General features: G+C 66.1%; 19 protein-coding genes. 4 read left to right on the plus strand and 15 right to left on the minus strand.

Going from position 1 to position 24,845, the window contains the following annotated elements; genetic code table 11:
- Nucleotides 1-13 precede the first annotated feature (13 nt).
- Entirely contained in the window at nucleotides 14-2,149 is a 2,136-nt protein-coding gene (locus ABZ801_RS04745; protein WP_360692860.1) for a tetratricopeptide repeat protein, read from the plus strand.
- Between the two features lie 83 nt (nucleotides 2,150-2,232).
- On the opposite strand, the gene ABZ801_RS04750 is transcribed toward ABZ801_RS04745, so the two are convergent.
- From ABZ801_RS04750 to ABZ801_RS04800, 11 genes are all read right to left on the minus strand, one after another.
- Complete coding sequence (locus ABZ801_RS04750; protein ID WP_360692863.1) at nucleotides 2,233-2,889, minus strand: hypothetical protein; 657 nt, start codon at nucleotides 2,887-2,889, stop codon at nucleotides 2,233-2,235.
- Between the two features lie 44 nt (nucleotides 2,890-2,933).
- Nucleotides 2,934-3,425 (minus strand): NUDIX domain-containing protein, encoded by a 492-nt coding sequence (locus tag ABZ801_RS04755; RefSeq protein WP_360692866.1) that lies wholly within the window; start codon nucleotides 3,423-3,425, stop codon nucleotides 2,934-2,936.
- A gap of 25 nt (nucleotides 3,426-3,450) precedes the next feature.
- Entirely contained in the window at nucleotides 3,451-4,431 is a 981-nt protein-coding gene (locus tag ABZ801_RS04760; RefSeq protein WP_360692869.1) for a hypothetical protein, read from the minus strand.
- A 330-nt stretch (nucleotides 4,432-4,761) separates the two neighbouring features.
- Nucleotides 4,762-5,847, minus strand: a complete 1,086-nt coding sequence (locus tag ABZ801_RS04765; RefSeq protein WP_360692872.1) for an IS630 family transposase — start codon at nucleotides 5,845-5,847, stop codon at nucleotides 4,762-4,764.
- Between the two features lie 43 nt (nucleotides 5,848-5,890).
- Nucleotides 5,891-6,979, minus strand: coding sequence for an IS630 family transposase (locus ABZ801_RS04770; protein WP_360692875.1), 1,089 nt, complete (start codon nucleotides 6,977-6,979; stop codon nucleotides 5,891-5,893).
- A 441-nt stretch (nucleotides 6,980-7,420) separates the two neighbouring features.
- A complete protein-coding gene (locus ABZ801_RS04775) occupies nucleotides 7,421-7,996 on the minus strand; it encodes a GNAT family N-acetyltransferase (RefSeq protein ID WP_360692878.1) in 576 nt (191 codons plus the stop codon).
- Nucleotides 7,997-8,043: 47 nt separating this feature from the next.
- Nucleotides 8,044-9,309: a tetratricopeptide repeat protein gene (locus ABZ801_RS04780; protein ID WP_360692881.1), complete on the minus strand. Its 1,266-nt coding sequence runs from the start codon at nucleotides 9,307-9,309 to the stop codon at nucleotides 8,044-8,046.
- Between the two features lie 805 nt (nucleotides 9,310-10,114).
- Nucleotides 10,115-10,609 carry a hypothetical protein gene (locus ABZ801_RS04785; RefSeq protein ID WP_360692884.1) on the minus strand — a complete coding sequence of 165 codons (495 nt, stop codon included), beginning with the start codon at nucleotides 10,607-10,609 and terminating at the stop codon, nucleotides 10,115-10,117.
- A 185-nt stretch (nucleotides 10,610-10,794) separates the two neighbouring features.
- Nucleotides 10,795-11,010, minus strand: coding sequence for a hypothetical protein (locus tag ABZ801_RS04790; RefSeq protein ID WP_360692886.1), 216 nt, complete (start codon nucleotides 11,008-11,010; stop codon nucleotides 10,795-10,797).
- Between the two features lie 709 nt (nucleotides 11,011-11,719).
- On the minus strand, nucleotides 11,720-11,989 hold the full coding sequence (locus tag ABZ801_RS04795; protein WP_360692889.1) for a DUF397 domain-containing protein: 270 nt from the start codon (nucleotides 11,987-11,989) through the stop codon (nucleotides 11,720-11,722).
- Nucleotides 11,986-12,813 carry a helix-turn-helix transcriptional regulator gene (locus ABZ801_RS04800; protein WP_360692892.1) on the minus strand — a complete coding sequence of 276 codons (828 nt, stop codon included), beginning with the start codon at nucleotides 12,811-12,813 and terminating at the stop codon, nucleotides 11,986-11,988. The genes ABZ801_RS04795 and ABZ801_RS04800 overlap by 4 nt, the downstream gene beginning before the upstream one ends.
- Nucleotides 12,814-12,962: 149 nt before the next feature.
- Here ABZ801_RS04800 and ABZ801_RS04805 point away from each other — a divergent pair, with 149 nt between their 5' ends.
- The 3 genes from ABZ801_RS04805 to ABZ801_RS04815 all read left to right on the plus strand — a co-directional run bounded on the left by ABZ801_RS04805 (nucleotide 12,963) and on the right by ABZ801_RS04815 (nucleotide 14,258).
- Nucleotides 12,963-13,199 carry a hypothetical protein gene (locus ABZ801_RS04805; protein WP_360692895.1) on the plus strand — a complete coding sequence of 79 codons (237 nt, stop codon included), beginning with the start codon at nucleotides 12,963-12,965 and terminating at the stop codon, nucleotides 13,197-13,199.
- Nucleotides 13,200-13,312: 113 nt separating this feature from the next.
- On the plus strand, nucleotides 13,313-13,753 hold the full coding sequence (locus ABZ801_RS04810) for a hypothetical protein (protein WP_360692898.1): 441 nt from the start codon (nucleotides 13,313-13,315) through the stop codon (nucleotides 13,751-13,753).
- A gap of 79 nt (nucleotides 13,754-13,832) precedes the next feature.
- A complete protein-coding gene (locus ABZ801_RS04815) occupies nucleotides 13,833-14,258 on the plus strand; it encodes an ATP-binding protein (RefSeq protein WP_360692901.1) in 426 nt (141 codons plus the stop codon).
- 268 nt (nucleotides 14,259-14,526) lie between these two features.
- Here the strand turns inward: ABZ801_RS04815 and ABZ801_RS04820 are convergent, their stop codons facing one another.
- The 4 genes from ABZ801_RS04820 to ABZ801_RS04835 are packed head-to-tail and all read right to left on the minus strand — an operon-like array spanning nucleotide 14,527 to nucleotide 24,830.
- On the minus strand, nucleotides 14,527-19,647 hold the full coding sequence (locus tag ABZ801_RS04820) for a class I SAM-dependent DNA methyltransferase (protein ID WP_360692904.1): 5,121 nt from the start codon (nucleotides 19,645-19,647) through the stop codon (nucleotides 14,527-14,529).
- Nucleotides 19,644-20,855 (minus strand): DUF6221 family protein, encoded by a 1,212-nt coding sequence (locus ABZ801_RS04825; RefSeq protein WP_360692907.1) that lies wholly within the window; start codon nucleotides 20,853-20,855, stop codon nucleotides 19,644-19,646. The genes ABZ801_RS04820 and ABZ801_RS04825 overlap by 4 nt, the downstream gene beginning before the upstream one ends.
- Complete coding sequence (locus ABZ801_RS04830; RefSeq protein ID WP_360692910.1) at nucleotides 20,852-23,662, minus strand: DEAD/DEAH box helicase; 2,811 nt, start codon at nucleotides 23,660-23,662, stop codon at nucleotides 20,852-20,854. The genes ABZ801_RS04825 and ABZ801_RS04830 overlap by 4 nt, the downstream gene beginning before the upstream one ends.
- 52 nt (nucleotides 23,663-23,714) lie before the next feature.
- Entirely contained in the window at nucleotides 23,715-24,830 is a 1,116-nt protein-coding gene (locus tag ABZ801_RS04835) for a serine/threonine-protein kinase (protein WP_360692913.1), read from the minus strand.
- Between the last annotated feature and the right edge of the window lie 15 nt (nucleotides 24,831-24,845).

The following is a 24,845-nucleotide window of genomic DNA, read 5'->3' on the forward strand; positions in this document are numbered from 1 at the left end:
CGGTTGCAGCAGGATGACGGAGCGGCCGGACGAGGCGAACGAGTTCTCGGGCGAGGCGCGGAATGTCGTGCAGGCGCGCGTCGTGCACGGCGGGATCAGCCTGTCCGCGTCTCGGCGTTCTTCTCCACCGCCGCATCAGCTCCCGATGAGTCCGACCGGCTTCGTCAACCGCGACGCCGGGATTCGGGAACTCGACAGACTCCTCGCCGCCGCCGACGGCCGGGGCGAACGCGGCCCGGTCGTGCTGTCCGCGGTCGCCGGCGCGCCCGGCGTCGGCAAGACGGCGCTCGCCCTGCACTGGGCGCACCGGGTACGCGAGCGGTTCACGGACGGCGACCTCTACATCGACATGCAGGGGTACGGACCCGGCCCTCCGGTCACACCGATGCGGGCCCTGGACGCCTTCCTGCGCGCTTTGGGCACCGAAGGCGACGCGATCCCTGAGGCGCTGGAAGATCGGGCGTCGCTCTTTCGTTCGCTTCTTGATGGGAAGCGCGTGCTCGTGGTCATCGACAACGCGTCGTCGTCCACGCAAGTGCGCCCCCTGCTTCCGGCATCGCGCGACTGTTTTACGGTGGTCACGAGTCGCAGCGCGCTTCCCGGGTTGGTGGCGAGAGAAGGAGCGGCACGCGTGACACTGGACGTCCTGTCACCGGGAGAATCCGTGGAACTCCTGGCCGAACTCGTGGGGCGATCCAGGATCGACGCGGCCCCCGCCAAGGCGCGACGGGTGGCCGAACTGTGCGGATATCTGCCGCTGGCGCTGCGTGTCGTCGGTGAACGCGCCGCCGCCCGGCCCCGGCTGTCCCTGCCCGAACTCGTCGACGAACTGGTCGGCGAGAAGAACAGGCTCGACGCGCTGGCCTCCGCCGAGGATGAGCTGAGCGACACCCGAGCCGTCTTCTCCTGGTCATATCACGCACTGACCACCGAGCTCCGGCAGGCATTTCGACGGCTCGGCCTGCACGCCGGCCCGGAGATCGACCCGGGCGCCGCCGCCGCGCTCATCGGCACGGACACGACGACGGCGAAACGCCGATTGCGGGCACTCGCCGATGTCCACCTCGTACAGGAGCCGTCCACGCAACGCTTCCGGATGCACGATCTGCTGCGGAGATACTCTTTCGAACGCACCACTGCCGAGGACTCGCAGGAGGAACGCACTCAGGCCGTCCGCCGAGTGCTGACCTGGTACCTGCTCACCGCCGACGTCGCACGGCGCGCCATGCTGCCCTATTCCGCGGCGGTGCCGCTGGTCCCCGCGCGCGGCGTCGAACTGCCGGGCGAGTTCGACGATCGTTCGCAGGCGATGGACTGGTTCGATCGCGAACGCGGCAACATCCTCGCGGCCTTGCGGCAGGCGAGCGCATACGGCCAGTTCGATATCGCCTGGAAACTCGCTATCACCGTGAGCGGATTCCTCGAACTGCGGTCGCACTGGTCGGACTGGGAGGACAGCGTCCGCGCGGGCCTGGAGGCCGCACGCACACTGGGCGATTCGTTCGGCGAGGCCGTATGCCGGCTCATTCTCGCGGACGCCGACTGGCGCGCCGGACGGGCCGAAGCCGCCGCGGAGAATTACGAGGCCGCCGCGCGGACGGGCCGGCTGCTGTCCGTCGGCTGGATCGAGGGGTTCGCCTTGCGCGGCCTCGGCCTGCTGCGCAAGGAACAAGAGGATTTCGTCACCGCGCAGCACCTGTTCGAGGAATCGCTGCGCGTCTTCCGTTCCAACGGCCCACATCGCGGCGAGGGAATGGCGCTGCTCAGCCTCGGAGAATGTGCTCGAGCGCTCCACGACATTCCACGGGCGGTGGCCTTGGGACAGGACGCTCTGGCGATATTCCAGGAGATCGGCGACGCCTGGACCGTCGCCTGGGGACGGCTGTCGCTCGCCGAGAGCCTGGCCGAAAGCGGCCAGGCGGCCGAGGCCGTGAGCCGGCTGCGCGAGGCGGCGGAGGCCTTCGCCGAGTTCGGCGACCGCCGCAGCCAGGCAAGGGCCCTCGCCTCGGCCGGTGACACGCTGCACCGGTCGGGCGGCGACCTGAGCGAGGCCCGCGCCCACTGGCGGGCGGCGGCGGAGCTGTACGAGGCGCTGGGCGATCCCCAGGCCGAGCAAGTCCGCGAACGCCTCGAAGATTCGCCTGGCTGATCAACAGGGTCTCGGCATCCGCGATGCGCATGACGCATCCATCAACGCAAGCGCCATGCGAGGTCGGCCCGGCCGGATGCGGGTCAGCCTACGGAGATGGGCCGGCCCGGCTCGGCGGTCAGCAATTCGATGGTTCGCGGGAGCCGGCTCTGCAGGTCGTAGATGCGACGCCTGCGGCCGGTGGCGACGTCGTAGCAGGTGCTGAAGCTGCGGGCGACCGGGCCTTGGACGATGAGCGTGCACGTCCGTGGTTCGACCCGATCCACCCGGTGCACGTCCTCGTGGGTGAGAAGCATCGTCTCGCCTTCCCAGACGGTACGGGTTCGCGAGACGCGTATCCGTTCGTCTCCGCCGATGGCGAAGTCGGAGACGTGCAGGGCTCCGGACAGCACTCGCGAGCAGAATCCGTACCGGTGGTTGTGCACCGACGCGGCGAAATCCATGGCCTGTGCGAAGACGTCCGGCGCTTTGTACTCGTGCAGCCAGACGGTGTACTGGCCGGGCTTGGCTCCCAGGAACCATTTGAAGTGGGTCGTACGCTCCAGGGACCGGTCGGCGATGCGTTCGAGTTCCCGCTCCGGTTGCGCGGCCAGCCATGAGGCCAGTTCCTGCGGCACCGTGGCGGACGCTAGGAGGTCGCGTGCCGCCCGCAGCGCTTCGTGGCCCTCTTCGCCGCCCCATGAGAGCCGGTCGAGAACCGGGAAACCACTCTCCGGGCAGGCTCCAGCGAACAGGTTCATTGCCTGCGCTCCAGTGACAGGAGAAAGATACGGATTTCGACGGCTCAGCGGGTGGTCTGACGATCCGTCCCGTCGGAGGAGCCGTGGTTCTTCTCGTAGAAGTCGACGGCGCTGTTCACCAGCCCCATGGTGAATTCATCGATCTTGACGGGTGGGTCGTCTATCCGGTCGATGGGCAGCCACATGTGATCCATGTTCGATCCGTCGCGTAGCTCGACGTCCGGACGGTCCGCGGCGACGACGAAGTTGAACTGGATGTGCTGAAGGGGCTGTTGGTAGTACACGCTCTCGAACCATGTCATGCCGAGGTTGCGCAGCACCCGGCCGCGGATTCCGGCTTCTTCCCACAGCTCCCGCAGTACCGCCTGCTCCAGGCTCTCCTCACGCGGCTGGATCTTCCCCGCGGGAACCGACCACTCCCCCGGCATGAACTTCTGGTCCAGGCTTCGGCGAAGGAGGAGGATGCTGTCGTGGTGGAAGGTGGCAGCGCTGACCAGCACGCCGAACACCTTGTCCTTGAGCGGCCCGATCACCACGTCCCGGGAGGACGGCGGCGGGGACTCATAGCCGTTCGAGGAATCTTTTGAAGTCCGCAACGTACCTGGCATGCTCTTCGCTCCATCTCCGCACGTCGTCCGACGTGACCGGTCGGCCGGCGAGCTCTGTCAACTCCTGCAGAATGTCCGATTCGGGCATGCTTCGAGTAATCTTGAGCGGATTTGCCAGCCCGTACCGGCCGAGCAACTCCTGGGACTGCACCTCGTAGAGGAAGGTACCCCGAGCGAACTTCAGAGATTCAGGAAACGGCTTATTGGCCGAGTCCGGCCCCTGATACCAGGAGATGTAGGCCGCATCATCGAACATCTCAATCCGGGTAGCCGCGACATCCTGCACGAATGCGATTTCCGGACTGCAGAAATTACGGCATTCGTACAGCGCCACCACCGACATCAAGATCTCTTCCTTGATCTCCGCGGCGAGATCTTCCACCTTTTCCGTACTGCCGGTCTGATCCTTCTTTATGGCGGCTCGCGCCTCAAGGACCTCGCGGTTCCTGGGATCCAGCATGATGATGCGCACGTCACGGAGGTTGCCGCGCGGCGCTCTGTGCAGGCGCGCGGGGACGTACTTGGCGCTGGTGCCGCGGAAGTAGTAGGAGCGGGTGTTCGCGAGGCTGTCGGTGACGTGGCGGTTGTACTCCTTGTCATACCGGTCCCCGGCGCCATAGGTGCCCGTGGGCATGTAGCGCTCGTCGTAGCCGTCCAGCTTGCCGAACAGATCGTCGGAGAGCTTGCCGATCGTCCCCTCGATCCGTTCGAGCAGCAGCCGCTCCTGCACCTTTCCGCTGAGGTGAGAGAAGATGCCCGCGAACACCACCGAGGCGATCAGGTTGAGCCCAACGGCCGAGGCGATCTCGCCACCGCCCAGATCGTCGTCGAGAAACAGCAGGAACACTCCGATGCCGATCACGACGGCGCCCGCCAGCAGCATCGCGTACTGCGTCAGCGTCCTTCTCGCCCAGTGCGTCCCCGTCTCGGACACCTCACGCCTCCCCGTTTGACCCCGCCGGACACAACTCACCGGCGATCAGCGGGCACGCACCCCCGGCCACGCGGACACACCGGCCCCGCAATCATTATGCGCCGATTTGCTGAAAAATCAAGCATATTGTCCATCACAAGACAGACGAAGATGGCGCAAGGGTGCGATGTGGCCCGTTCCAATCACCCTTCACCTGCGACCGCCCCCGCCAATCACCAGTTCAGCAGCGTCCCCGACCGCATCCTTTGAGATGCAGCACAACCCCACTCAGAGTCACCTCTCGACGCCACCCTGCAAGCAAGATCATGCGAAATGTGACATAAAGGATGCCTAGTGTCCTGAGTCGTTAATTTGCTGGCAGTAGGCGGCGAGGGTCTCAAGGATCTCGTCGGCGGGTTTGGTCCAGACGAACGGCTTGGGGTCTTTGTTCCACTCGTTGACCCAGCGGCGGACGTCTTTCTCCAGCTCAACGACGCTGCGGTGGGCCGAGCGGCGCAGTTTGCGGCGGGTGAGCTCGGCGAACCAGCGTTCCACCAGGTTGAGCCATGAGCTGCTGGTGGGGGTGAAGTGCAGGTGGAAGCGGGGGTGGCGGATCAGCCACTGCTTGACCTTCTCGGTCTTGTGGGTGGCGTAGTTGTCCAGTACCAGGTGCAGGTCCAGGTCCTTGGGGACGGCGGCGTCGATCAGCTTCAGGAACCGCAGGAACTCCTGATGGCGGTGGCGGCGGTAGTGCTGGGCGATCACCGAACCCGACGACAGATCGAGTGCGGCGAACAGGCTGGTGGTGCCGTGCCGCACATAGTCGTGGGTCATCCGGGCCGGGGTGCCCGGCATGACCGGCAGGATCGGCGCGGTCCGGTCGATCGCCTGCATCTGGCTCTTCTCGTCGACCGCCAGGACAAGGGCGTTCTCGGGTGGGTTCAGGTACAGGCCCACCACGTCGCGGACCTTGTCGATGAACTGGGGATCGGTCGACAGTTTCCAGGTCTGCACGGTGTGCGGCTTGAGGCCGAACGCCCGCCAGATCCGCGAGATCGCCGACTGCGACATCCCGGTCGCCGCCGCCATCGACCTGGTCGACCAGTGCGTGTCCGCGCCCGGCGTCTCCTCCAGCGTCCTGACCACGACCCGCTCGACCTGATCGTCGGTGATCACGCGAGGCCGGCCCGGACGCGGCTCGTCCGACAGGCCCTCCAGTCGCCCGGCCAGGAACCGCTTACGCCAGCGGGCCACCATGTCCCGCGAAACGCCCAGCTCAGCGGCGACCGCGGTGTTCGAGGCGCCCCGGGCGCACGCCAGCACAATCCGCGACCTGACCGCGAGTGCCTGCGAGGTCTTCCGGCGACGCGCCCACGCCTCCAGCGTCCGCCGCTCATCATCGGTCAACACCACGGGCTCAGACTTGGGGGTCGGCACCCACCCACGATACCGACTGCAAGAACATTAATGACTCAGAACACTAGTAGTGTCCTGAGTCGTTAATTTGCTGGCAGTAGGCGGCGAGGGTCTCAAGGATCTCGTCGGCGGGTTTGGTCCAGACGAACGGCTTGGGGTCTTTGTTCCACTCGTTGACCCAGCGGCGGACGTCTTTCTCCAGCTCAACGACGCTGCGGTGGGCCGAGCGGCGCAGTTTGCGGCGGGTGAGCTCGGCGAACCAGCGTTCCACCAGGTTGAGCCATGAGCTGCTGGTGGGGGTGAAGTGCAGGTGGAAGCGGGGGTGGCGGATCAGCCACTGCTTGACCTTCTCGGTCTTGTGGGTGGCGTAGTTGTCCAGTACCAGGTGCAGGTCCAGGTCCTTGGGGACGGCGGCGTCGATCAGCTTCAGGAACCGCAGGAACTCCTGATGGCGGTGGCGGCGGTAGTGCTGGGCGATCACCGAACCCGACGACAGATCGAGTGCGGCGAACAGGCTGGTGGTGCCGTGCCGCACATAGTCGTGGGTCATCCGGGCCGGGGTGCCCGGCATGACCGGCAGGATCGGCGCGGTCCGGTCGATCGCCTGCATCTGGCTCTTCTCGTCGACCGCCAGGACAAGGGCGTTCTCGGGTGGGTTCAGGTACAGGCCCACCACGTCGCGGACCTTGTCGATGAACTGGGGATCGGTCGACAGTTTCCAGGTCTGCACGGTGTGCGGCTTGAGGCCGAACGCCCGCCAGATCCGCGAGATCGCCGACTGCGACATCCCGGTCGCCGCCGCCATCGACCTGGTCGACCAGTGCGTGTCCGCGCCCGGCGTCTCCTCCAGCGTCCTGACCACGACCCGCTCGACCTGATCGTCGGTGATCACGCGAGGCCGGCCCGGACGCGGCTCGTCCGACAGGCCCTCCAGTCGCCCGGCCAGGAACCGCTTACGCCAGCGGGCCACCATGTCCCGCGAAACGCCCAGCTCAGCGGCGACCGCGGTGTTCGAGGCGCCCCGGGCGCACGCCAGCACAATCCGCGACCTGACCGCGAGTGCCTGCGAGGTCTTCCGGCGACGCGCCCACGCCTCCAGCGTCCGCCGCTCATCATCGGTCAACACCACGGGCTCAGACTTGGGGGTCGGCACCCACCCACGATACCGACTGCAAGAACATTAATGACTCAGAACACTAGGACTTGCCTTCTCTCCCTTGACGAATACGCCCGGCGCTATCGAACGATTGATCACCCAGGGAAGGAGGGATCAGTCGATACGCCGCATCACGCCACGATGCAAAGCGACGGGCCGAGTCGGCCTCTCCGGATAAACGCACAGCTCAGACGGTCAGACGGATTCAACGCGACCGCGACCGACGCGAACGGCGGCCCGCCTGACGATTCCCAGAGATCTCCCGATTCACTGAGATTCTCAACATGAAACTTCGGGCGAACCTCGCGTCCGCCCGGAATGTAAGCGCCAGTGAACATGCTGCCGGCAGGACACAGCCGCCCAACCAGGCTGTAAGTAAGCAAGACCATGGGGTGAAGCGCTTACGAGAGCTCAACGGCCACCGCAGCGCCGCTCGCCTCAGCGCTGCCGACCACACACCGCGCCGAGCGGACGAAGATAGATGTCCCAGTAGGGCGGGATGACGCCCGGGATCGGCCCCTTCCTGCCGACCAGGCGCCATCCCGTCTCCTCGTACAGGGCGTGTGCCGCGCTCGCCGAAGGCTGCACCGACAAGACGGCCCGTTCTTCGTCCCTGGACGTCAGCAGTGTCTCCACCAGCCGCCGTCCGATGCCCCGGCGCCGCCACCGCGCCGCGACGGCCAGATCGATCAGCGCGAAGGTGCGCCCCTCCCACTCCGCGACGATGTCGTCGGGAAGGGGTTCGGGAAAGCGTGTCCACCACCGATGGTCGGGCGGCAGCCGGTGACCGTAGGCGAAGCCGACAAGGTCGTCCGGGCCCGTGCCCGCGACGGCGATGCCGAACGTCGGGTCCTCACGGATCTCGCGCAGCGTCGCGTCGTGGTCCTGCGGCGCCGTCGGCGCGTACTCGAACGGCGGCCGCAGGAAGACGTCGTCGTGCAACGTCCGGATAGCGTCGTGACAGGCCACGGCCAGGTCGCGACCGCCGACACGCACGCTGACGCGAGAATCCATGGTGACTCCTCAACGAAGGCGGACGTTCACCTGACGCGGGGCCCGGCTCATCCGTCGCCGCCGTCGACGTCCAGCCGTTCCGCGCGCTCACGCAGGTCGGCCAACTGGGGATCGTCGAGGGAGTCCAGAATCGTGAGCGCCTCGGCGGACGCCCGCCGGACCTCGTCGAGTCTGCCGAGCGCCTGCTGGGCCTCTCCGATGCCGATCAGCGCCCGCGCCTCGTTGCGTTTGTTGCCGAACTCGCGGAACACCGCCAGCGCGTCCTGGTTGTGGGCCAGCGACTCGGCGTATTCTCCGGCCTCACCGAGGGCGAGCCCGAGCGCGCACCGGCCCCAGGCGATGCTCCACCGGTCGCCAATCTCGGTGAAGATGGTCACGGCCTCGCGGCAGCGTTCCACCGCGGCGGCGTGATCCTGCCGGGCCCGGAGGCAGTCACCCAGAGTGATCAGGGCCATTCCCCGGCCTCGTTGCTCACCCGAGGTGCGGAACACCTCGATAGCGCGCTCGATCGCGTCCACGGCCTCGTCGATGCGCTTCTGTTCGTAGAGGATGACGCCGGTCTGCCGGAGGGAGAATCCCTCGATCCACGGATCTCCCACCTCCTGGGCGAGCCGCGTGCTCTCCCGGTAGCACTCCAGAGCGCCGTCCCTGTCGCGCAGCAGCCACTTCGCGTCGCCCAGCCCGAGGTAGTTGCACGCCTCGCCGTAGCGATCGCCGGCGTGACGGGCCGCGGAGAGCCCCGTTTCGTGGTTGTCCCGCCACGCCGTCCAGTACCCGCGCAACTCGAAGAAGCCGCACGTGACAGCCGGTAGCCGCCAGGCGATGTCGTACTGCTCTTCCCGCATCGCCGTTTCCAGCGCCGACATCAGGTTCGTGCGCTCGAGCTCGAACCATTCCATCGCGGCGTCGACGTCAGGGAAGGTCAGCGGCTCGACCGGCAGATCGTCGTCCGGCAGCGGCACGTCGTGAAAGTTCGGCAGGACGACCTTGTGCCCGTTGTCGACGGTCCGCAGATACCAGACCAGCCCACGCCGCCGCGCGGTGGTGACCTGGTCGGCGGCCTCGTCGGCACGCGCCTGTTCGAGTGCGTGACCGCGCAGCAGCTCGTGAAGGCGGTATCGGTCGCTTCCCGTGAACTGGAGCAGGTCGGCGTCCACCAGGACGTCCAGTTGCCGTCTTGCCGCCTGGTCGTTCATCCCCACCAGCGCCGCCGCGACGGGCAACGAGAACTCCGGCCCGGGATGCAGCCCCAGCAGGCGGAACGCCCTCGCCGCGGACTCATCGAGAGCGCGGTAGGACGCGGAGAAGTTCATATCCACGTCGCCATTTCACCATGAAAATCCAAGCCGTCAAGCCCTTTGTAGCACCCTTTAAATTACCCACAAATCCGACAAGCGTGCACATTATTCAACAGACTGACGGTGATTAAGTAGGATTTTCTCTCGCCAGTCAGTCAATGAAAGTGGCGTTGTTTCCAAACCACCGGAACCGGTTTCTTATCAACGCCCTTCGACCCGTAACGAAACCACCGCGTCACTGCTTGATCGGACGTCGTGCTTCGGAACGGCCGTTGTAGACGAGGTCTGGTGGATCTGCCCGCCGCAAGAGGCCGGCAGGCATCCAGAGAACGTGAAGAACTCCGCCCGCCTGACCCGCCAGGGGAGGCATTATCGATCAAACAGATCTTCCGTTCTCCGGCGAGGCTTCATAGACACCCGCACGCAACATGGCTTGAATCCACGAAAAAGATCTCGGCCCTGGCAGCCGTCATCGTGCGGACTCCACCGGATCTGGGTCCGTCAGGGCGCCCGCACCTCACCCCGAGTCGCGTGCCGCGCACTGACGGCGGGCCCGGCCGCATGCGCAAGCAACGCGGACCTACCGTACCTGACGCGCCGGAGATCCCCCGCATCGGGACGGTGGGTGACCTACGCGCCTGACCTCACCCCGACAGAGAGCATTTGGCCGCTGGCCAAGCGGGATATCGGCAACCTCGCAGCCGCCCATATGGGCAAGGTCACTCGCGCGGTCAAGCACCGGATGAAGACGCTGCAGTACCGCCATGAGGCGATCAACGGGCACCTGGCCGGCACCGGCCCGTCCCTTGCGGCGCACTCGTCAGAAGTAGCCGAAGAAGCGAGCCCACCAGGTGGGCCGCTGGACGTGCGAGGGCAGCAGGCTCGGTCCGTCGTAGTCGCGCTCCAGTAGTTCCTCTGGAACGATCGCATACCCGAGGTCGGCCAGTGCCTGATTGACCTTGCTGAGATCGGCGGCGTCCAACGCGCCATCAGCTTGCGCTTCCTCGGTGCCGAGGAAGGCTCCGGGGTTGTCGGCGCAGACCAGGGCCAGTGACCCGAACTTGCTCACGCAGACGACGATCCGAGTCCCGCACACGGTCGCCTCCGCCGGGACGGTGACACGCCCGTACTCACTGGAGTCCTGCGTGTCCCGCTCGGTGGCACAGCGCGCGGCGAAGTCGTCCTCAAGCCGTGCCACCAGGCGGTCGAACAGCGCACCGCTCTCCCTGCGATCGTAGTCACGGGGCCACTCAAGCCACTCGGGATCATCGAGCCCGCGCAACAAGGCCAGCAGATCCGCGTCGCGTTCCGTCACCCGCACATCTTGGCGCCGCAGCAGCCGAGCTCGCGAGCCCGACAAGACTCATCGAAGTTCAGTAGCCCACGAGATGTCAGACCAGATTCGCCGCTCTCAGCACTCGGCATGCCGGATGTCGACAACTGGCGTTGGAACGTCTAGCCACTGAGCGAACCGCGCTTCGCCCCAAGGACGGCAGTTGCTCAGCGGTGCTCGCGGTAGCGCTCGATCGCACCAAGGATCACTTCCGGGGCGATACGCACTGCGGTCTCACCTGGGAGGACATTCTCCAGTTCGTTGGTGGTCGCCTGGTCGAGCTGGACCCCTTGGACGACGAAGTCCCCGTTCTCGGCCAGGTAGACGGTGGGGCACCCCTCGCCGCCAGAAGCCGGATCCTTGTACAGCTTGGTGAGCTTCATGACACCCACTCCTCTCCATCCGCCTCGCACTGCGGATCACGCGATGATCACGAACAGGAAATCAAGATCGATTGTCTCGGTCAAGATCCACAGGTGCGCGATCATCCATTTAGGGCATGCCGAAATCCAGGAAGCGCGACAAGCGGCATGCCATGACGAGGGACCTCAGACGTCCCGACCACGCATGCCACTGGGCGAGGTGGTACGACAAGTCGACGGAACAATCGATGCTGGAGCGAACCATTCAGCCGCGTCCCCCGTCTGCCAGGATGCAGACGATGCGAAGCGCGGCGTCGAAGATCATTGGCGCTTTGACAGTGACGAGCCCAACTGGTTCCCGGGCTGTGTCTTGCACCTGCACAGCCCGCCACAGGACATAGATCACCGACTCTTGGTCACTGACCGGCCCGGGGCATCGCAACCTCGACCTGTGTACTGAACCGCTGGAATCGTCCATGCGCTGATGGATCTTCATGCACGTCATCGACCTCCCCATGACGCAGGGCCGCATCCGTGTGCTGCACCAGCCATCCCGCACCAACGCAACGCCGCCTCCCCAGTCGCCCGGCCCCCAGCATCGGTCGCACGCCGCGTCGGCCCTCCAGAAGTCCATCGCGAGGCCTACGGTCAGCCCGCAGTGACGTAGGGGCTCAACAAAGTAAGGAGCCTCGGCCCGCTTACGGACCGAGGCTCCGAACTTCCGAGCTTCCTAGCCGAGGTCAAACTCGCCCTGCTTGACCTGCTGAGCGAACGCCCGCCAACCGTCCGCACGGACGATCAGCTTCGGCCCCTCCGGATCCTTGGAGTCCCGCACGGCGACCACCATGTCCCGAGACGCCACCTCAACGCAATCGCCACCTGTGTCGCCACTGTGGCTACTCTTCCGCCAAACAAGGCCCACTTCGACGCAGTCTCCGCCCGTATTTGTGCTCCAACTACTCTTCCGCCACAACAAGGTAGCTGAATCCGGTGTTGTCATAGGCACTCCAATGCCGCCTGAACCAATCTCAAAGACGCATCAGCAGGTTCGGCCACACCTCTGATCAGATCGAAGCGTCGGGCGTACTGTCGAACTACGCTGGGTTGCGTGATGAGCTGGCCACCCACATGACCGTCGATATACACCAGATCGGAGCCATCGTCAAACCCCAACAAGGTCATGGAGCCCATCACTCCGGCATAGGCACCCTTGCTGAAGGGGACGACATGCATAGTGATGTGGGGCAGTTCGGCCAGGTCAACCAGGCGTTCAAGCTGAGCCCGCATGATGGTGTCGCTCCCGACTGGCCGCCGAATCACAGCTTCGTCGAAGATGGCGACGACCCCAGGCGGGTCCTCGCCGGTGAGGATCTCCTGCCGCGCCAGTCGGGTTGCAACGAGTTGTTCCGCCTCCTCGCGTGTCCTGCCATTCTTAAGCACCTCAAAGGCGTAGTCCCACGTCTGAAATAGCCCGGTCACCGCCATGGCCTCGAACTTGTACATCAGAGCAGCCTCGGCCTCCCTCTCCAGGAACTCCGAAAAGCCGGGCGGCAGTATCTGAATCTCGTCGATCTGCTGCATCCATTTCCAGTTGCGGTGAAAGCTCCCGTTGGTCTTGAAGAAGGTGTCGCAGTCCTTGGCGAACGCCTCTGACGGTGTGGCCTGACGCTGCTCGATCTGGCCGATCCACTGGGGGGTGTAGCCGAGGAGTTCCGAGAGCTGGGGACGCGAGAGGCCCGCCGCCTCGCGGTAGGCGCGCAGTTCCGAGGCAAAGTAGTCGGCGGGCGACTGGGGAACACCAAGATCGCGGGGGCGACGAGGCATCGGGACCTCCAGACGTTCGAAACCTCGATGGTTTCTAACAGCATCGAGGGGTTTTCTCGACCTGGGCTTCTGACTCTTCCAGGGCCCAGATTGATTACAGCATGCTTGTGGGAGGTAACGCAGCGAAATCACGACACAAGGTCGCCCACATGACGAACCCGCCCAGCCACCCGAGAGATCAGGAACTCATCGAACTCAGGGTCGACTTCCCCGGACACCGCATCTGGAGGGCTGTCGGACACGACGGTCGACTCGGCGAATGGGTCGCCACCCTCCGAGACAGCAGCGCCGGCGTTGACGCGACGTGCATCTGCCCCACCGCGGCCGAGTTGCGCGAGGCCCTGAACGAGGAGCGCGAGCGGGCGCGGAACCGGAGGCCTTGGTGACGGCGCGACACAACCGTCACCGCGAGGGGCCACGGCTCAGGATCGCGTGGACCCGTAAGGAGAGGGACGACCGCGCGGACGATGGGCGTCCCCCCGGGCACATCGCCCGCGCGGTGCCTCCCCAGACCCACCTCGACAACCTCGCCGCTGTGCTCACCCGAGCGGGCTGGTCGACTCGGACCCGCTACTCGGAAGCCCAGCCGATGCTTCACGTCTTCGCTGCGGCGGCCCCGCAGATCGGCGAATGCATCAGCGTCGCGCCAGGGCCCCCGACCGGTCGCGCCTGGTACCGATCCAGCAGGGGCGTGCTGCTGACCCCGTGCAGCGATCCAATGACCGCCGCGCGAAAGATCGCGGCCCTCCTCACGCCGTACGTCAAAGCCGCGCTGCCATCAAGCCCGCGAGAGTCCGAAGGCAACGTCCCCTGCTGGTGGGGCCACCACACGCGCCGATGGCGGGGCCTCATCGGCAAGGGCCGGTCCGCGCGGCTGATCTCAGCGGAAACGCTGGAAGAACTCGCCAAGATCATCGCCCAGACCAACAACCAGAGATAGCGCCACCGCGCGCGGCCGGGACCTGCTTCCCTGGCCGCGCGCCATCGTGAGGGCAACAACGAAAACCAGAGGCGCAACGATGTCGACCAAGACCGACTACATGCTGATCAGCATTCCCGCTTCCCCGGCCGCTCCGGGCCTCGCCCGCACCCTGACCCAGGACCAACTCAATGAATGGGACTGCCTACACATATCGGACGACGCCGCTCTCATCGCATCAGAACTGGCCACTAACGCGGTCGAGGCGGCGCCGAACACCCATATCCGATTCCAACTCAGCCGCCGCCCCCTCGAAATCCTGATCGCGGTTTGGGACACCAGCGATCGGCTCCCCCAGATGAGGCCGGCCCCCGACCTGACCCCGGACGCGTCCGCGCTCTCCGGCTCACCCGCCAACGGCCTTGGTGGCTGGGGGCTGCCGATCGTCTCCACGCTCGCCGTCAACTGTGGCTTCATCCCCGAGCCCATCGGCGGCAAGTGGGTCTGGGCCACCCTCAAGCCCTAACTCGTACCAGCCCTCAGACGCCTCCCGCCCGTGTCCCAGCCCCTCATCTCCGAGCACTCCAAGAACGCGCAAGGCCACGACAGCGAAGGCTCGGCACGCCACCACCCGCATCCGCGAACAACGCCCACCGCGCCGAGGCTCCGCCTTCAGGCGTCCCCCTCGCCCATGCGCTGCTCATAGGCGGCCGCGTTGGCCGCCGCGCCCTCCACGATGCACCACGCCCCACCGCTGCCCGGTGTGAGGCATTGACATACAGGCGGGCAGAGGCTTACCCAGACGAGTTACCGTCTGCGGGCGTCCACCCCTCAGCCTTCGCCTGCTCCAAGCGCTCCGAGAACACGGCATGCGCCTGCCGATACTCTGCCTCCCGATCCGCCTTGTAAAACGGCGGCGTATACCCCTCCGGCGGCGGATTCTCTTGCGGATCAGCCAAGTACCTAATCAACTGCTTATAATCTTCTTTATTTTGGCCATGGCCATAGGCATTGAAGTTTTCGGCAACTCTTCGCCCTTTGCGATCAAACCACATCGCACTCTCGTATATGGCCATTTGAGGAAAGCGCGAGCGATAGAGCACAGTCAGCTCTTGGACGCCGATGCCCAACATCAATGCCGCAAGGACATCAAGTTCGACCATCGCCGCACGCCGGGCGAGTTCTGTTCGGAGAGGCGTTCTAGGCGTCCAGTCACCATCTATCTCATGGAGCGGGTCAATTCCATCCCACCTACACGTCCACGAATCAGAGCGCCAATCTACCGAGAAGAGCTCGCGCCAGAGAGGGGCATATGCTGCAGTAAGGCAGTTTAGACGCAGAGTTCTCAGCAGCAGTGCTTCCATGAGTGGATGGTTCATATCAGGACAAGGCAGAGAACAAGCGTCCGCAATTCCTAGGTGGCCGCGTCCCGTGACACGCAGAATGTAGTCAATCGGAATTGACGTCCAGAGTCCCGCGACCGCCGCGGTCTCCCGCTTACTCGAAAGCGCCATTGAGCGCACCCCAAGAATATGTGTGGGACCGGGTGGCATGAGAGCAGCGTAAACACTACGCTCCGTATTGTTTGGAATCATTTCGCGCCAAAAGACGCGATAGAATTCCGCATAGCGCTTTCGGGATTTTTCTTCGAGACGAGCATCGATGGCCTCGGTTGTCACGTCTCTGAATGGAATACCTTCAGATAGCGCAATAGCTTTGCGGGCATCTTCGAGTTCCTCAGGCGAGTTGCGTAGAGCAGCAAGTAGGTGTCGATCCACCCACCTGTCCTGCGCCCGCTGAAAACGATCCAGATCAGTTGCACGCTGATAGCTTGTCGAGGGAACTGCATCTGGACTGAGTGTGGCAACATTTATCTGTGGATCATTCCTGCCCATCTTGGGAGGCTGCTTAGCGAAGGGAGTGGCGGCAGCAAACTGCGGGCCCCGGACGATCACTTCCGACCAGTCTCTAGGGAATCCAACTTTCCACTCGATCAGCCCTTCCCTTACTGCACCAGTTTCATCATAGCCTGCGGTGATTTGCGGCTGCAGCTCCCCCAGCCTTCTCTTCACGCTAGATATGGCCGATATTGCTGCACGCTCCGCCGTAGTAACAGGATAGAGAAGCTTTGTTTCGACTACAGAAACATCTGACGAACCAGTAAGCAAGCGCCACTCTTGGAGCGTCTCCTCGTCCACCCATGTCAGGCGATCGCGGTGAGGTCGCAAGTCCCAATATCCTTGGTATTTGATACCAGGATGTTCGCCCGCACCATCGTGCTCGAACGAATTGATCAAGGCGTCGACATCGTATAGCCAACTTACGTGAACAAACCCGATGGCTCGCTCTGCACCGTAGACCTGTACGCCAAACTCGATATTCCAGTCAATATCAGCAAAGAGGAGGCGCCGATTCTGGAAGTGTGCATGCATGCGCAACCGCCTGTACGCCGCAGCACGCAGCCTTCCTTCACGCGCACCAGTAAAGTGAGAGTCTGGATGAATTAGGCCAGCTATGCCAAATCGACCAAGGTTTTCCCATACGCGAATCATGAAGGCGCGATACAGATTGGGTGCCAGGCCAACCATTAGTGGATAGCTAGCCACAGAGCACAGGAACAACGAGAACGCCACGTTTCCAGCGTATTCATGCAGAAAAAACTGTCGCGATTCCCCTTCATTCAATGCAATAGTTTTGCGTTTCCTCCATTCAGTCGCCGACGGCTTTTCTGCAAGCTCAAACCAGGGCTCCAGTTCGGCCAGGATGGGAGATTCTTCCCAGCGGGGACGAACCCAGGGTGGGTTGCCTACCTGCAGGTCGAAGCCGCCCTTGTTGAAGATTTGGGCGTAGTGGAGTTCCCAGTGGAAGAAGCCTTGTTCCTTCGCGATATCTTCGGCTGTGTCTAGCCAGGGGAAACGCTCGCCCAGGTGCCACGGATCTTCCATGCCCATCCAGGCGGGGAGTTCGTCCTCTAGGTCGTCCATCTGAGAGAGAAGGTCGAACTCAGGGAAGAGCATCTCCTTCGAGACCTCGTCGGTGCCGAGGAGGGCTTCGGCGAAGTCGAGCCAGTCGTCCAGGTCGGCGAGCGGGATCACCTGGCGGCGGACGATGCGCTTGGGCTTCGGCTTGGGCCTGGGACGGGGCTTGGGGACGGTGATTTTCTCCTGGACTGGAGACTCACCGAACAAAGACTGCGCTTCCCAGGTTTCGGGGAAGCCGGTCGGTTCCGGGTCGGGGGCCTCCAAGGGCTCAGGAGCGGGCGTGGGGAGCGCGTTGGGCTTCAGGCGTTCATAGATTTCGTCCGAGCCGTCGAGGAGGCCGACCTTGTCCAGCGGCCAGAACCACAGGGCGCACCAGGCGTCCATCACCGTCTTGAGGCGCCAGTACGGCGTGCCGGGGAGGGTGAGGTTCTTCAGGACGTCTTCGCGGCTGATGGCCTCCTTCGATTGGGGCAGATCCTCCGCGCCCCACACGTCGATGCGGCGGCTGATTTCGCGTTCGGACAGCTCCAAACGCTTGATGACCAGGGACCACAGGTATTCGGCGCGGCGGGACAGGCCCTGGAGGCGTTCGACCTGGCTGCGCGACTGGCCCTGCTTCTTCTTGGGCGCCGGGTCCTTGAGGAGGGCCTTGCGCCAGTTGGCCAGGGCCTTCGCCTCGTCGGGGGCGAGGTTCTTGGCTTCCTTTTCGCCGGCGACGGCGCCCCAGCCCTGGGCGGGCAGCAAGAAGTGGTGGATGTGGCCGCTGGGGATCGTGCCTTCGCGGAAGGGGTGGTCCTTGGGGGCGGTGGTCAGCCACGCCTTCTTCTTGAGGTCGGCCGGGGCGTACAGGCGGCGGCCCGCGCCGATGAGCGAGTTACCCCGGCGCAGGTGCAGGCCGAACCACGGCGCTTGGAGGCCGGGGTACATGACGTTCAGCCACAGCGACACTTCCGCCAGCTCGACGGCGGTTTCGTTGAGGTCGACGCCGTAGGAGTTGTGCAGGGCGATGTACGCCTTGACCTTCTGCAGCTCGTCCGGGTACCGCTCGGCGGGGATCTCCTCGTTCAGCTCGGCCTGGCGCCGCTTGAGGTACTCGGCGGCGACCTGGTTGATGGCCTCGTTGAGGAACGCGCCGGAGCCCAGGGCGGGCTCGCAGATCGTCCAGTCGAGGATCTCGCGGGCCCGGGTGGTGGTTCCGTCCTGGTCCAAGCGTTCGCGGAGGGCGAGCTGGACGGTGACCTGGGTCAGCGATTCGGGCGTGTAGTACGAGGCGCTGGTCTGGCGGTCGCGGCCCGCGAGGCGGTAGACGAAGGCGCCGGGCTTGTACCGGACGCGTTCGTCGGTCTTGATGCCGTTCTCGTCCGTGCGGCGTACGAACACCGCGTCGTCATAGTCGTCGATCTTGGAGGCCGGGATCATCCAGGAGCCGTCCTTGGGGTCGCCGTTCTTGGCGACCTCGTACAGCTCCTCGTTGGCGATGAATCCCGTATACGACATGAGTCCCTCGTACACGGCGCCGAGCTGGTTGATGCCGAGCTGCGCGTACGAGATGAAGCCACCTCGCTCCTTGCGCTTGCCCTTGGCGAGCATGAGCAGGCGCAGAACCTTGTAGAGGGCCTCGTTGCGCAGGCGGGTGTCGAGACGCTTCGGCTCGGGGTCGTCCTCGTCGAGGACGATCTCTCCGATGAGGCACGTGCGCGTGGGGTCGAACAGGTCGGCCTTGAGGGGCTCGAAGCGCAGGCCCTCGTCGTCCGACTCCACGTCGACGCCGCGGCGGGGGTTGTGGCCCTCGTTGACCATGCGGAACAGCAGGTCCAGCGACTCGTACAGGTGGAAGCCGCGGCGGGACTCCTCGGACACCAGGTCGCGGACGATCAGGTCGCCAATGCGGGCCATGCTGTAGCCCTTGACGTACGCCTCGTCGTCGGTGGGCAGGATGCCCAGCTCGGGCCGCGCCTCGGCGTACAGCAGGAACAGGATGCGGTACAGGTAGCGCAGGGACTCGCGTCCCAGCTCCTTGGCGAGGGCGGCGGGCTCCATGATCTGGTCGGGCCGCACGTTCTGCTCGCGGATGCGGTCGAGAACCTCGTTGGCGATGATCTCGACGGAGTCGCGCAGGCCGTCGCGCAGGTCCTTGGAGACGCCTACGGCGTGCTGGCGGGAGCCCGCGAGAAGCTCGGCGAGCTTCTCCGTTCCACCTTCTTCGGGTGGGAGGAGAGAGTCTGCGCCGAAGAGGGCGGCGATGGTGTCGAGCTCGGCGGGCAGGGCGTTGCTGCGGCCGAGCGCCACGTCCAGGCTGACCGCCAGATACCGCCCTTCGCCCCAGGTCATGCGGTCGGCGAGGACGATCACGCCGCCGGCGAGGATGAGGACGTAGCGGGGCGGCTCGTCGCCCGCGAACAGCCACGACGCCAGGCGGTCGCCGGTCTCGATCGTCTCGCGGTTGTCGAGCTCGACCGGGGTCAGCAGGAGCCCGGCCTGGTCGGGGTCGAGGGCGGCGTCCACGTCGGGCGCCCAGCCGCATTCGATCGCGACGACGGACGGGCGGTCGTGCGGTTCGGCGTGGGCGACTGCCACCTCGTACTGTTTGTCGGCGCGTTCGACGAGCAGCGTGCGGGGCTCGGCCTGGAAGCCGAGGGCGCGCAGGACGTCGCCATGAAGCTCGTGCAGTGCCTTGCGCCAATCCTCCGGGTCCTGGCGCACGGTGCCGCCTTCGCGGATGTTCTCCAGGAACTCGGCGAAGAACGCGCGGTCGCGGAAGTATGGCTTCCTCAGGGCGCGCAGGCCGCTGCGCGGCGTCTGCTCCCCCGCCTTCTCACGTTCGGACCAGCGGGCGAGCAGGCCGTCCTTCTTCTTGAGGTCCTTGGGCAGCACCTCGGCCAGGTAGTGGGCCGAGAAGTAGTCGCCACGGTTGACCAGAGAGTCGTACGTCATGCTCCCCACTCCGTCCGATAGTCGGGATGGTCGAGATACACCTCGGCGAGCAGCCTGAGCGTCGTGCAGGGAGATTCGTCCGAACAGGTGGGGCACCGGCCGTCGGGTCCGCCCTCGTGCAGCCGGAGAATCTCCCGCTTGGCCTCGATGTCGGCCAGCACGCGGCCCGGGGAAAGGCGGGACAGGTACGCGGCGATGTTCTTCTCCAGCGGGGCCCGGCCAGGCTCCTCCCCCGCCTTCCACGGCCCGTCCGGCTCGTACTGGCTCGCGACCTGTTCGTCCTCGCTCATGCGGGCGCGAAGGAACTCGACCAGATCGTCCATGGGGGGTGCCGTGAACATCGTGTGCGGCACGGGGCGGATGCCCAGCGCCGGAGGATGGGACTTGCCCGCCGGGACGACCGGGTCGCCGAGGAAGGCGACGGGCTGGTAGAGCGGCAGCGATTCTCGCTGGCCGACGAGTTGGTCTCTGGAGACGTACCAGGCCCGTCCGGCGGTGTCGGTGATGAACCCGTAGGGCGACCCGTCCTCCCATCTGCTGATGCTGCCGTGCCGATAGCCGTCCGGCCCGATCTCGCTGCCGTCGAACTGCGCGTCGAGCCAGATGAACGGGTACGTCAGGTCGTAGCCGGGTTTCAGCGCCTCCTCGAAGAGGTGCTCCCAGGCCGGGGCGTGGTCGACGGCCTGGATGAGGGCGCGACCGCACTTGATGTCCTGTTTTTTACCGGCGTCGTCGAGGTACGTGGCCACGATGTCGGGAATGACGACCCAGACGTCGAGCCGGTGGAGCCGCTCCACCAGCGGGACGAAATCGGCGTCCCCGGTGATGAGGACGGCGATGTCGTAGGCGCCTTCGAGGGCTCGGTGGAACGCCTCCAGAGCCAGCAGGACGTCGGCGCCCTTCTCGCCGTGGCGGTTGTAGCGGACGTCGTGGCGGTGGATGCCCTCACGTTCCAGCACCGCGTCGAAGGTGGACGACGGGTCGGCCCCGCGTCCTCTGACGTAGTGCTTCTCGGTGACGACGATGTCGTGGACGTCCTGGTCGGCCACGCGGCTCACGTACCAGCGCATCAGGTCGTGGATCCCCGCGAAGGAGGGACGGGCCTTCCACTGGGAGTGGCGGCTGAAGTACTGGCCGAGGTGGTGGAGCCATCCGCCGTCGTAGAAGACGCCGAGGCGGGTGGGCGGCGAGTCGGGTGGGCGGTTCATGTCTCCGCCTCCAGCACCGCCAGGATGCGCAGCAGCGGCTCGCCCGTGGTCTCCAGGCTGCGCAGCAGGCGTTGCTGTTCGGCGACCGTGCCCTCGACGGCGCCGCGTTTGCGGGCGCCGCGCCAATCGTCCGGCAGTCCGCTGAGCGTCATCTGCTCCCAGTCGCGGAGCCGTTCACGGTGTTCGCGCAGCGGCGCGGTGACGCGCTCGGCGTACTCGTCGCGTTTCCTGTCGAGCCACCTGCGGGCCTCGGCGACCGCGGGACGCACGAGGGCCTGCAGCCGCGGCAGGTCGACGGGACGCATCGTGTTGATCATGTCGGGCCCGACGCCGGCCTCCTCCAGGACCTCGGTCATGTCGCGGATGACGGGGGCGTCCGGCAGGCCGCTGACGGCCATCCACTCGACCACGGTGGGCTGGCCGAGCGCGTTGGAGTAGATGCCCTGCACCAGGAACACCGGCCCGTCCACCCTGGCGGTGAGCACCGGGGCCTGCTGGCGGACGAGCTGCACCTGCACCTTGTCGACCAGCCACTCCACCATGGGGTGCAGGTCGGAAAGATAGGCGATGTCCGGCCACAGCGTCTTGGTCTTGCGGGCCTCGTCGAGCTTGCGCTGGGCGAGGCCCCGGTCGAAGGTGACCTTCATCCGTTCGGTCACCTTGTGGGTCTTCAGGTACGAGGCGGGCAGGGCCGACAGGCGATGCACCAGGTCGCGCGGCGGTTCGAACGCCAGCAGTTCACCGTCGTCGTCGACGCGCAGGCCGGGGCAGACGGTGTTCAGCGCCTCGCGGACGAACGCCTCGGTCGAGGCGAACAGCCGGGGCACCTTCGCGCGTCTGGGTTCGGCGATGGCGTCCTGCTTCTCCACCGTGCCGAGCAGGTCGGCCAGGAAGTCGGACTCCGGGGCCGCGGCTTCGAGGGACTCCTCGACGGTCTTTCCGGCGAGAAGGTCCTTGATGAGCCGGTCCTCTTCCTTCTTGGCGGTGAACTCGCGGGTCACGCCCTCGGCGGTGCCGAGGCTGCGGTGCGCCTGCTCCTCGCGTTCGAGCAGCTTCTCGGCGACGGTGGTGTCGTCCTTCGCGCCCTCGGTTCGGGACGTGAGGATGAGCGCGCGGAACTGCGGCTGGTGCTGCTGCCCGTACCGGTCGATGCGGCCGTTGCGCTGCTCGATGCGGATCAGGCTCCACGGCAGGTCGTAGTGGATCAGGTGGTGGCACTGCCGGTGCAGGTTGACGCCTTCGGACGCCACGTCCCCGGTGAACAGCAGCCGCACCTTGCTGTCGGCCAGGGAGAACTCTTCGACGATCTCCTGTTGCTGCTGGTCGGAGCAGCCTCCGTGCATGAGCCGCACCTGGTCCTTGGTGAGCCCCAGCTCGCCCGGGACGGTCTCCACCAGCCACTCAAGGGTGGGGATGCTCTCGGAGAACACCACGGCGCGGGTGGTGCTGCCCTCGCCGACCCCGATCTCGCGCAGCTGGTCGACGAGCGCGCGGCGCTTGGCCGAATCCTTGTCCTTGATGGCGTCGACGAGGCGGGCGAGCTCGTTCAGCGCCTCGATCTCGCGGGGCTCGGTGGCCTTCTTCAGCCGCTTGGCGACGGTGGAGCCGAGCGCCTTGTGCGACGACAGGAACGCCTTGAGCAGCGTGTAGGGGAACAGGCGGCGGTCCTGGCCGACTGGTGACGGGCCTGTGCGTTCGGGGCCGTCCAGCCACACCTTGGTGAGCTCGCGGAAGATCGCCTCTTCCTTGTCGGTGGCGGCGCAGCGGATCGGGACCGACGGGCCCCGGTCGGGCCACTTGGTGCCGATCTGGTCGCGCACCTCGTCGGCGATCTTCGTGCGGCGCAGGTAGAGGTGCTTGATCTGGTCGGCGGTGTAGTCGTCCGGGTCGGCGATGGCGGTCGGGTCGAGCAGGCGGATCAGCTGGGCGAACGACCTGGCGTCGCCGTTGTGCGGGGTGGCGGACGCCAGCAGCAGCGCGTCGGTGTGCGCCGCCAGCAGCTTGGCCAGCTTGTTGCGCAGGTTGCCCTCGTTGATGAGGTTGTGGGACTCGTCGATGACGACGGCGTCCCAGTGCATGTTCTCCAGGTGCTGCCCGTACCGGCCCTGGTTCTTCAGCGTGTCGACGGAGATGATGACCCGCTTGTAGTACAGGAACGGGTTGCGTCCGGCGGGGATGTCGCGCTGGATGCGCTCGATGCCGACCGAGTCGAGCCGCACGAGCGGGATGGCGAAGCGCGTCCACAGCTCATGCTGGAACTGTTCGAGGACCTGCTGCGGCGTGACCACGAGGATCCGCTCGCCGCGTCCGCGGCGGATCAGCTCGGCGAGGATCAGGCCGATCTCCAGGGTCTTGCCGAGGCCGACGACGTCGGCGAGCAGGATGCGGGGTCGCAGCCCCTGCAGCGCCAGCTCGGCCGGGCGCAGCTGGTAGGTGAGCGAGTCGAGCAGGAAGCGGTCGGCCAGCGCCAGGCCGCGTTCGGTCTGCGGCAGCGGCGTGCGCCGCAGCACCGACTCCAGGAACAGCCTGCTCTTGGCGAACGCGGAGGTGGTGTCGGGCACCAGCTCGGTGTCCTCGGGGCGCAGCGGCCGGACGTCGTCGATCTCGGTGAAGAACACCGCGTCCTCGTCGCGGACGAACTCCGAGACCCCCACCGCTTTGATCATGTAGCCGTCGCGGCGGGTGGGGGCGCAGGTGCGCACCATCCACTCGGCGTCGCGGACCTCGATGCGCGCGCCGGGGGCGAAGGGAGTCGCCTGGTCTGCCGCGGACGCCCCGGTGGGGGCGGTCGCCTCGGCGGTGGTCACTCCTGGAACTCCTTCGTTGGCGGGGACGGTGGGGGGCTGCGGGGGCCGGGGGTCAGAGCCTGACAGCTCGCTGGTAGACGTTCTCCAGCCGCTCGGCCAGGGCCTTGACCATCGGGGTGGCGGGCCGTGTCTCCCGGCGGGCGGACCGTGCGGGCCGCGGCCTGGGCGGGTCCAGGTCGGTGGGCGGGTCGGACGGCCGCGCCACGTAGGTGAGCGTGGCGAGGTGGATGCGCGCGTCGCGCCGGCTCAGCCCGGCGACACCGTAGACCTGCTGGAACTCGTCGGCGGCCTCCGCGAGCGTGGGACGGGCCTCCGGGGCGAACGCCAGCATCGCCGCGATGACCGGCTCCAGCGTCGGCGGCACCCCGGACAGGTCCGGGGCGGTGTCACGGTCCGTGATCGCCCTGAGCAGCGCCGGGACGGTCGGCCGCTCGTATGGGTAGTGGCGGGCGAGCGCGTACAGGAGGGTGGCGCCCAGCGAGTAGACGTCCGCGGCGGCGCCCGCGTTCTTCGGGGACTCCACCTGCTCGGGCGCCGAGGTCAGCGGGGTGCCGAGCATCATGCCGGTCGCGGTGAGATGGTGCTCGGCCTCGGCGAGGGCGACGAGCCCGAAGTCGATGACCTTGGGGCCGTCGAGGCCGAGCAGAATGTTGGCCGGCTTGAGGTCGCGGTGGAACAGCTTGGCGGCGTGGATGGCGGCGACCCCCTCGGCGAGGAAGTCGCCCAGGGCGGCGCCCATGTCGGCGGTGAGCTCGCCGTGCTCGTCGACGAACTGCCTGAGCGTCAGGCCGCGCACGTACTCCATGGCCAGCCAGGGCTGCTCGTCCCCCGGGTCGGAGGCGGCCACCAGCGACGCCACACGGGGCCCCTGGACCGCCTCCATGGCCTCGATCTCCCGGTCGAAGCGCTCGCGCAGCTCCTGGTGATCCGCGAAGTCCTTCCTGATCACCTTGACCGCGACCGGCTGCCCTTCGGCGGTGATCCCGAAGTAGACCGCGCCCATGCCGCCCTCGCCCAGCCTTCCGTGCAGTGCGATGCCCCCGATATCGCGGGGGTCGGACGGACGGAGCGACTCCATAACCACCTGCCCAGTCGCGACGGTGCGGACCGCGCCGACAGAGATGATCAAGCTGCCGGGCAGCCAGGATATGGCGTTCTCCACGGTCATGCGGCCCCTACCGGA

Source organism: Actinomadura sp. NPDC047616, assembly GCF_040642915.1.
Lineage (GTDB): Bacteria > Actinomycetota > Actinomycetes > Streptosporangiales > Streptosporangiaceae > Spirillospora > Spirillospora miaoliensis.

Coding starts and splice junctions, on each gene's coding strand:
- ABZ801_RS04795 (WP_360692889.1), bottom strand. CDS start 11,989: ATGACAACACCGGATTCAGCTACCTTGTTGTGGCGGAAGAGTAGTTGG.
- ABZ801_RS04745 (WP_360692860.1), top strand. CDS start 14: ATGACGGAGCGGCCGGACGAGGCGAACGAGTTCTCGGGCGAGGCGCGG.
- ABZ801_RS04780 (WP_360692881.1), bottom strand. CDS start 9,309: ATGAACTTCTCCGCGTCCTACCGCGCTCTCGATGAGTCCGCGGCGAGG.
- ABZ801_RS04825 (WP_360692907.1), bottom strand. CDS start 20,855: ATGAACCGCCCACCCGACTCGCCGCCCACCCGCCTCGGCGTCTTCTAC.
- ABZ801_RS04805 (WP_360692895.1), top strand. CDS start 12,963: ATGACGAACCCGCCCAGCCACCCGAGAGATCAGGAACTCATCGAACTC.
- ABZ801_RS04815 (WP_360692901.1), top strand. CDS start 13,833: ATGTCGACCAAGACCGACTACATGCTGATCAGCATTCCCGCTTCCCCG.
- ABZ801_RS04835 (WP_360692913.1), bottom strand. CDS start 24,830: ATGACCGTGGAGAACGCCATATCCTGGCTGCCCGGCAGCTTGATCATC.
- ABZ801_RS04820 (WP_360692904.1), bottom strand. CDS start 19,647: ATGACGTACGACTCTCTGGTCAACCGTGGCGACTACTTCTCGGCCCAC.
- ABZ801_RS04800 (WP_360692892.1), bottom strand. CDS start 12,813: ATGCCTCGTCGCCCCCGCGATCTTGGTGTTCCCCAGTCGCCCGCCGAC.
- ABZ801_RS04790 (WP_360692886.1), bottom strand. CDS start 11,010: ATGAAGCTCACCAAGCTGTACAAGGATCCGGCTTCTGGCGGCGAGGGG.
- ABZ801_RS04750 (WP_360692863.1), bottom strand. CDS start 2,889: ATGAACCTGTTCGCTGGAGCCTGCCCGGAGAGTGGTTTCCCGGTTCTC.
- ABZ801_RS04775 (WP_360692878.1), bottom strand. CDS start 7,996: ATGGATTCTCGCGTCAGCGTGCGTGTCGGCGGTCGCGACCTGGCCGTG.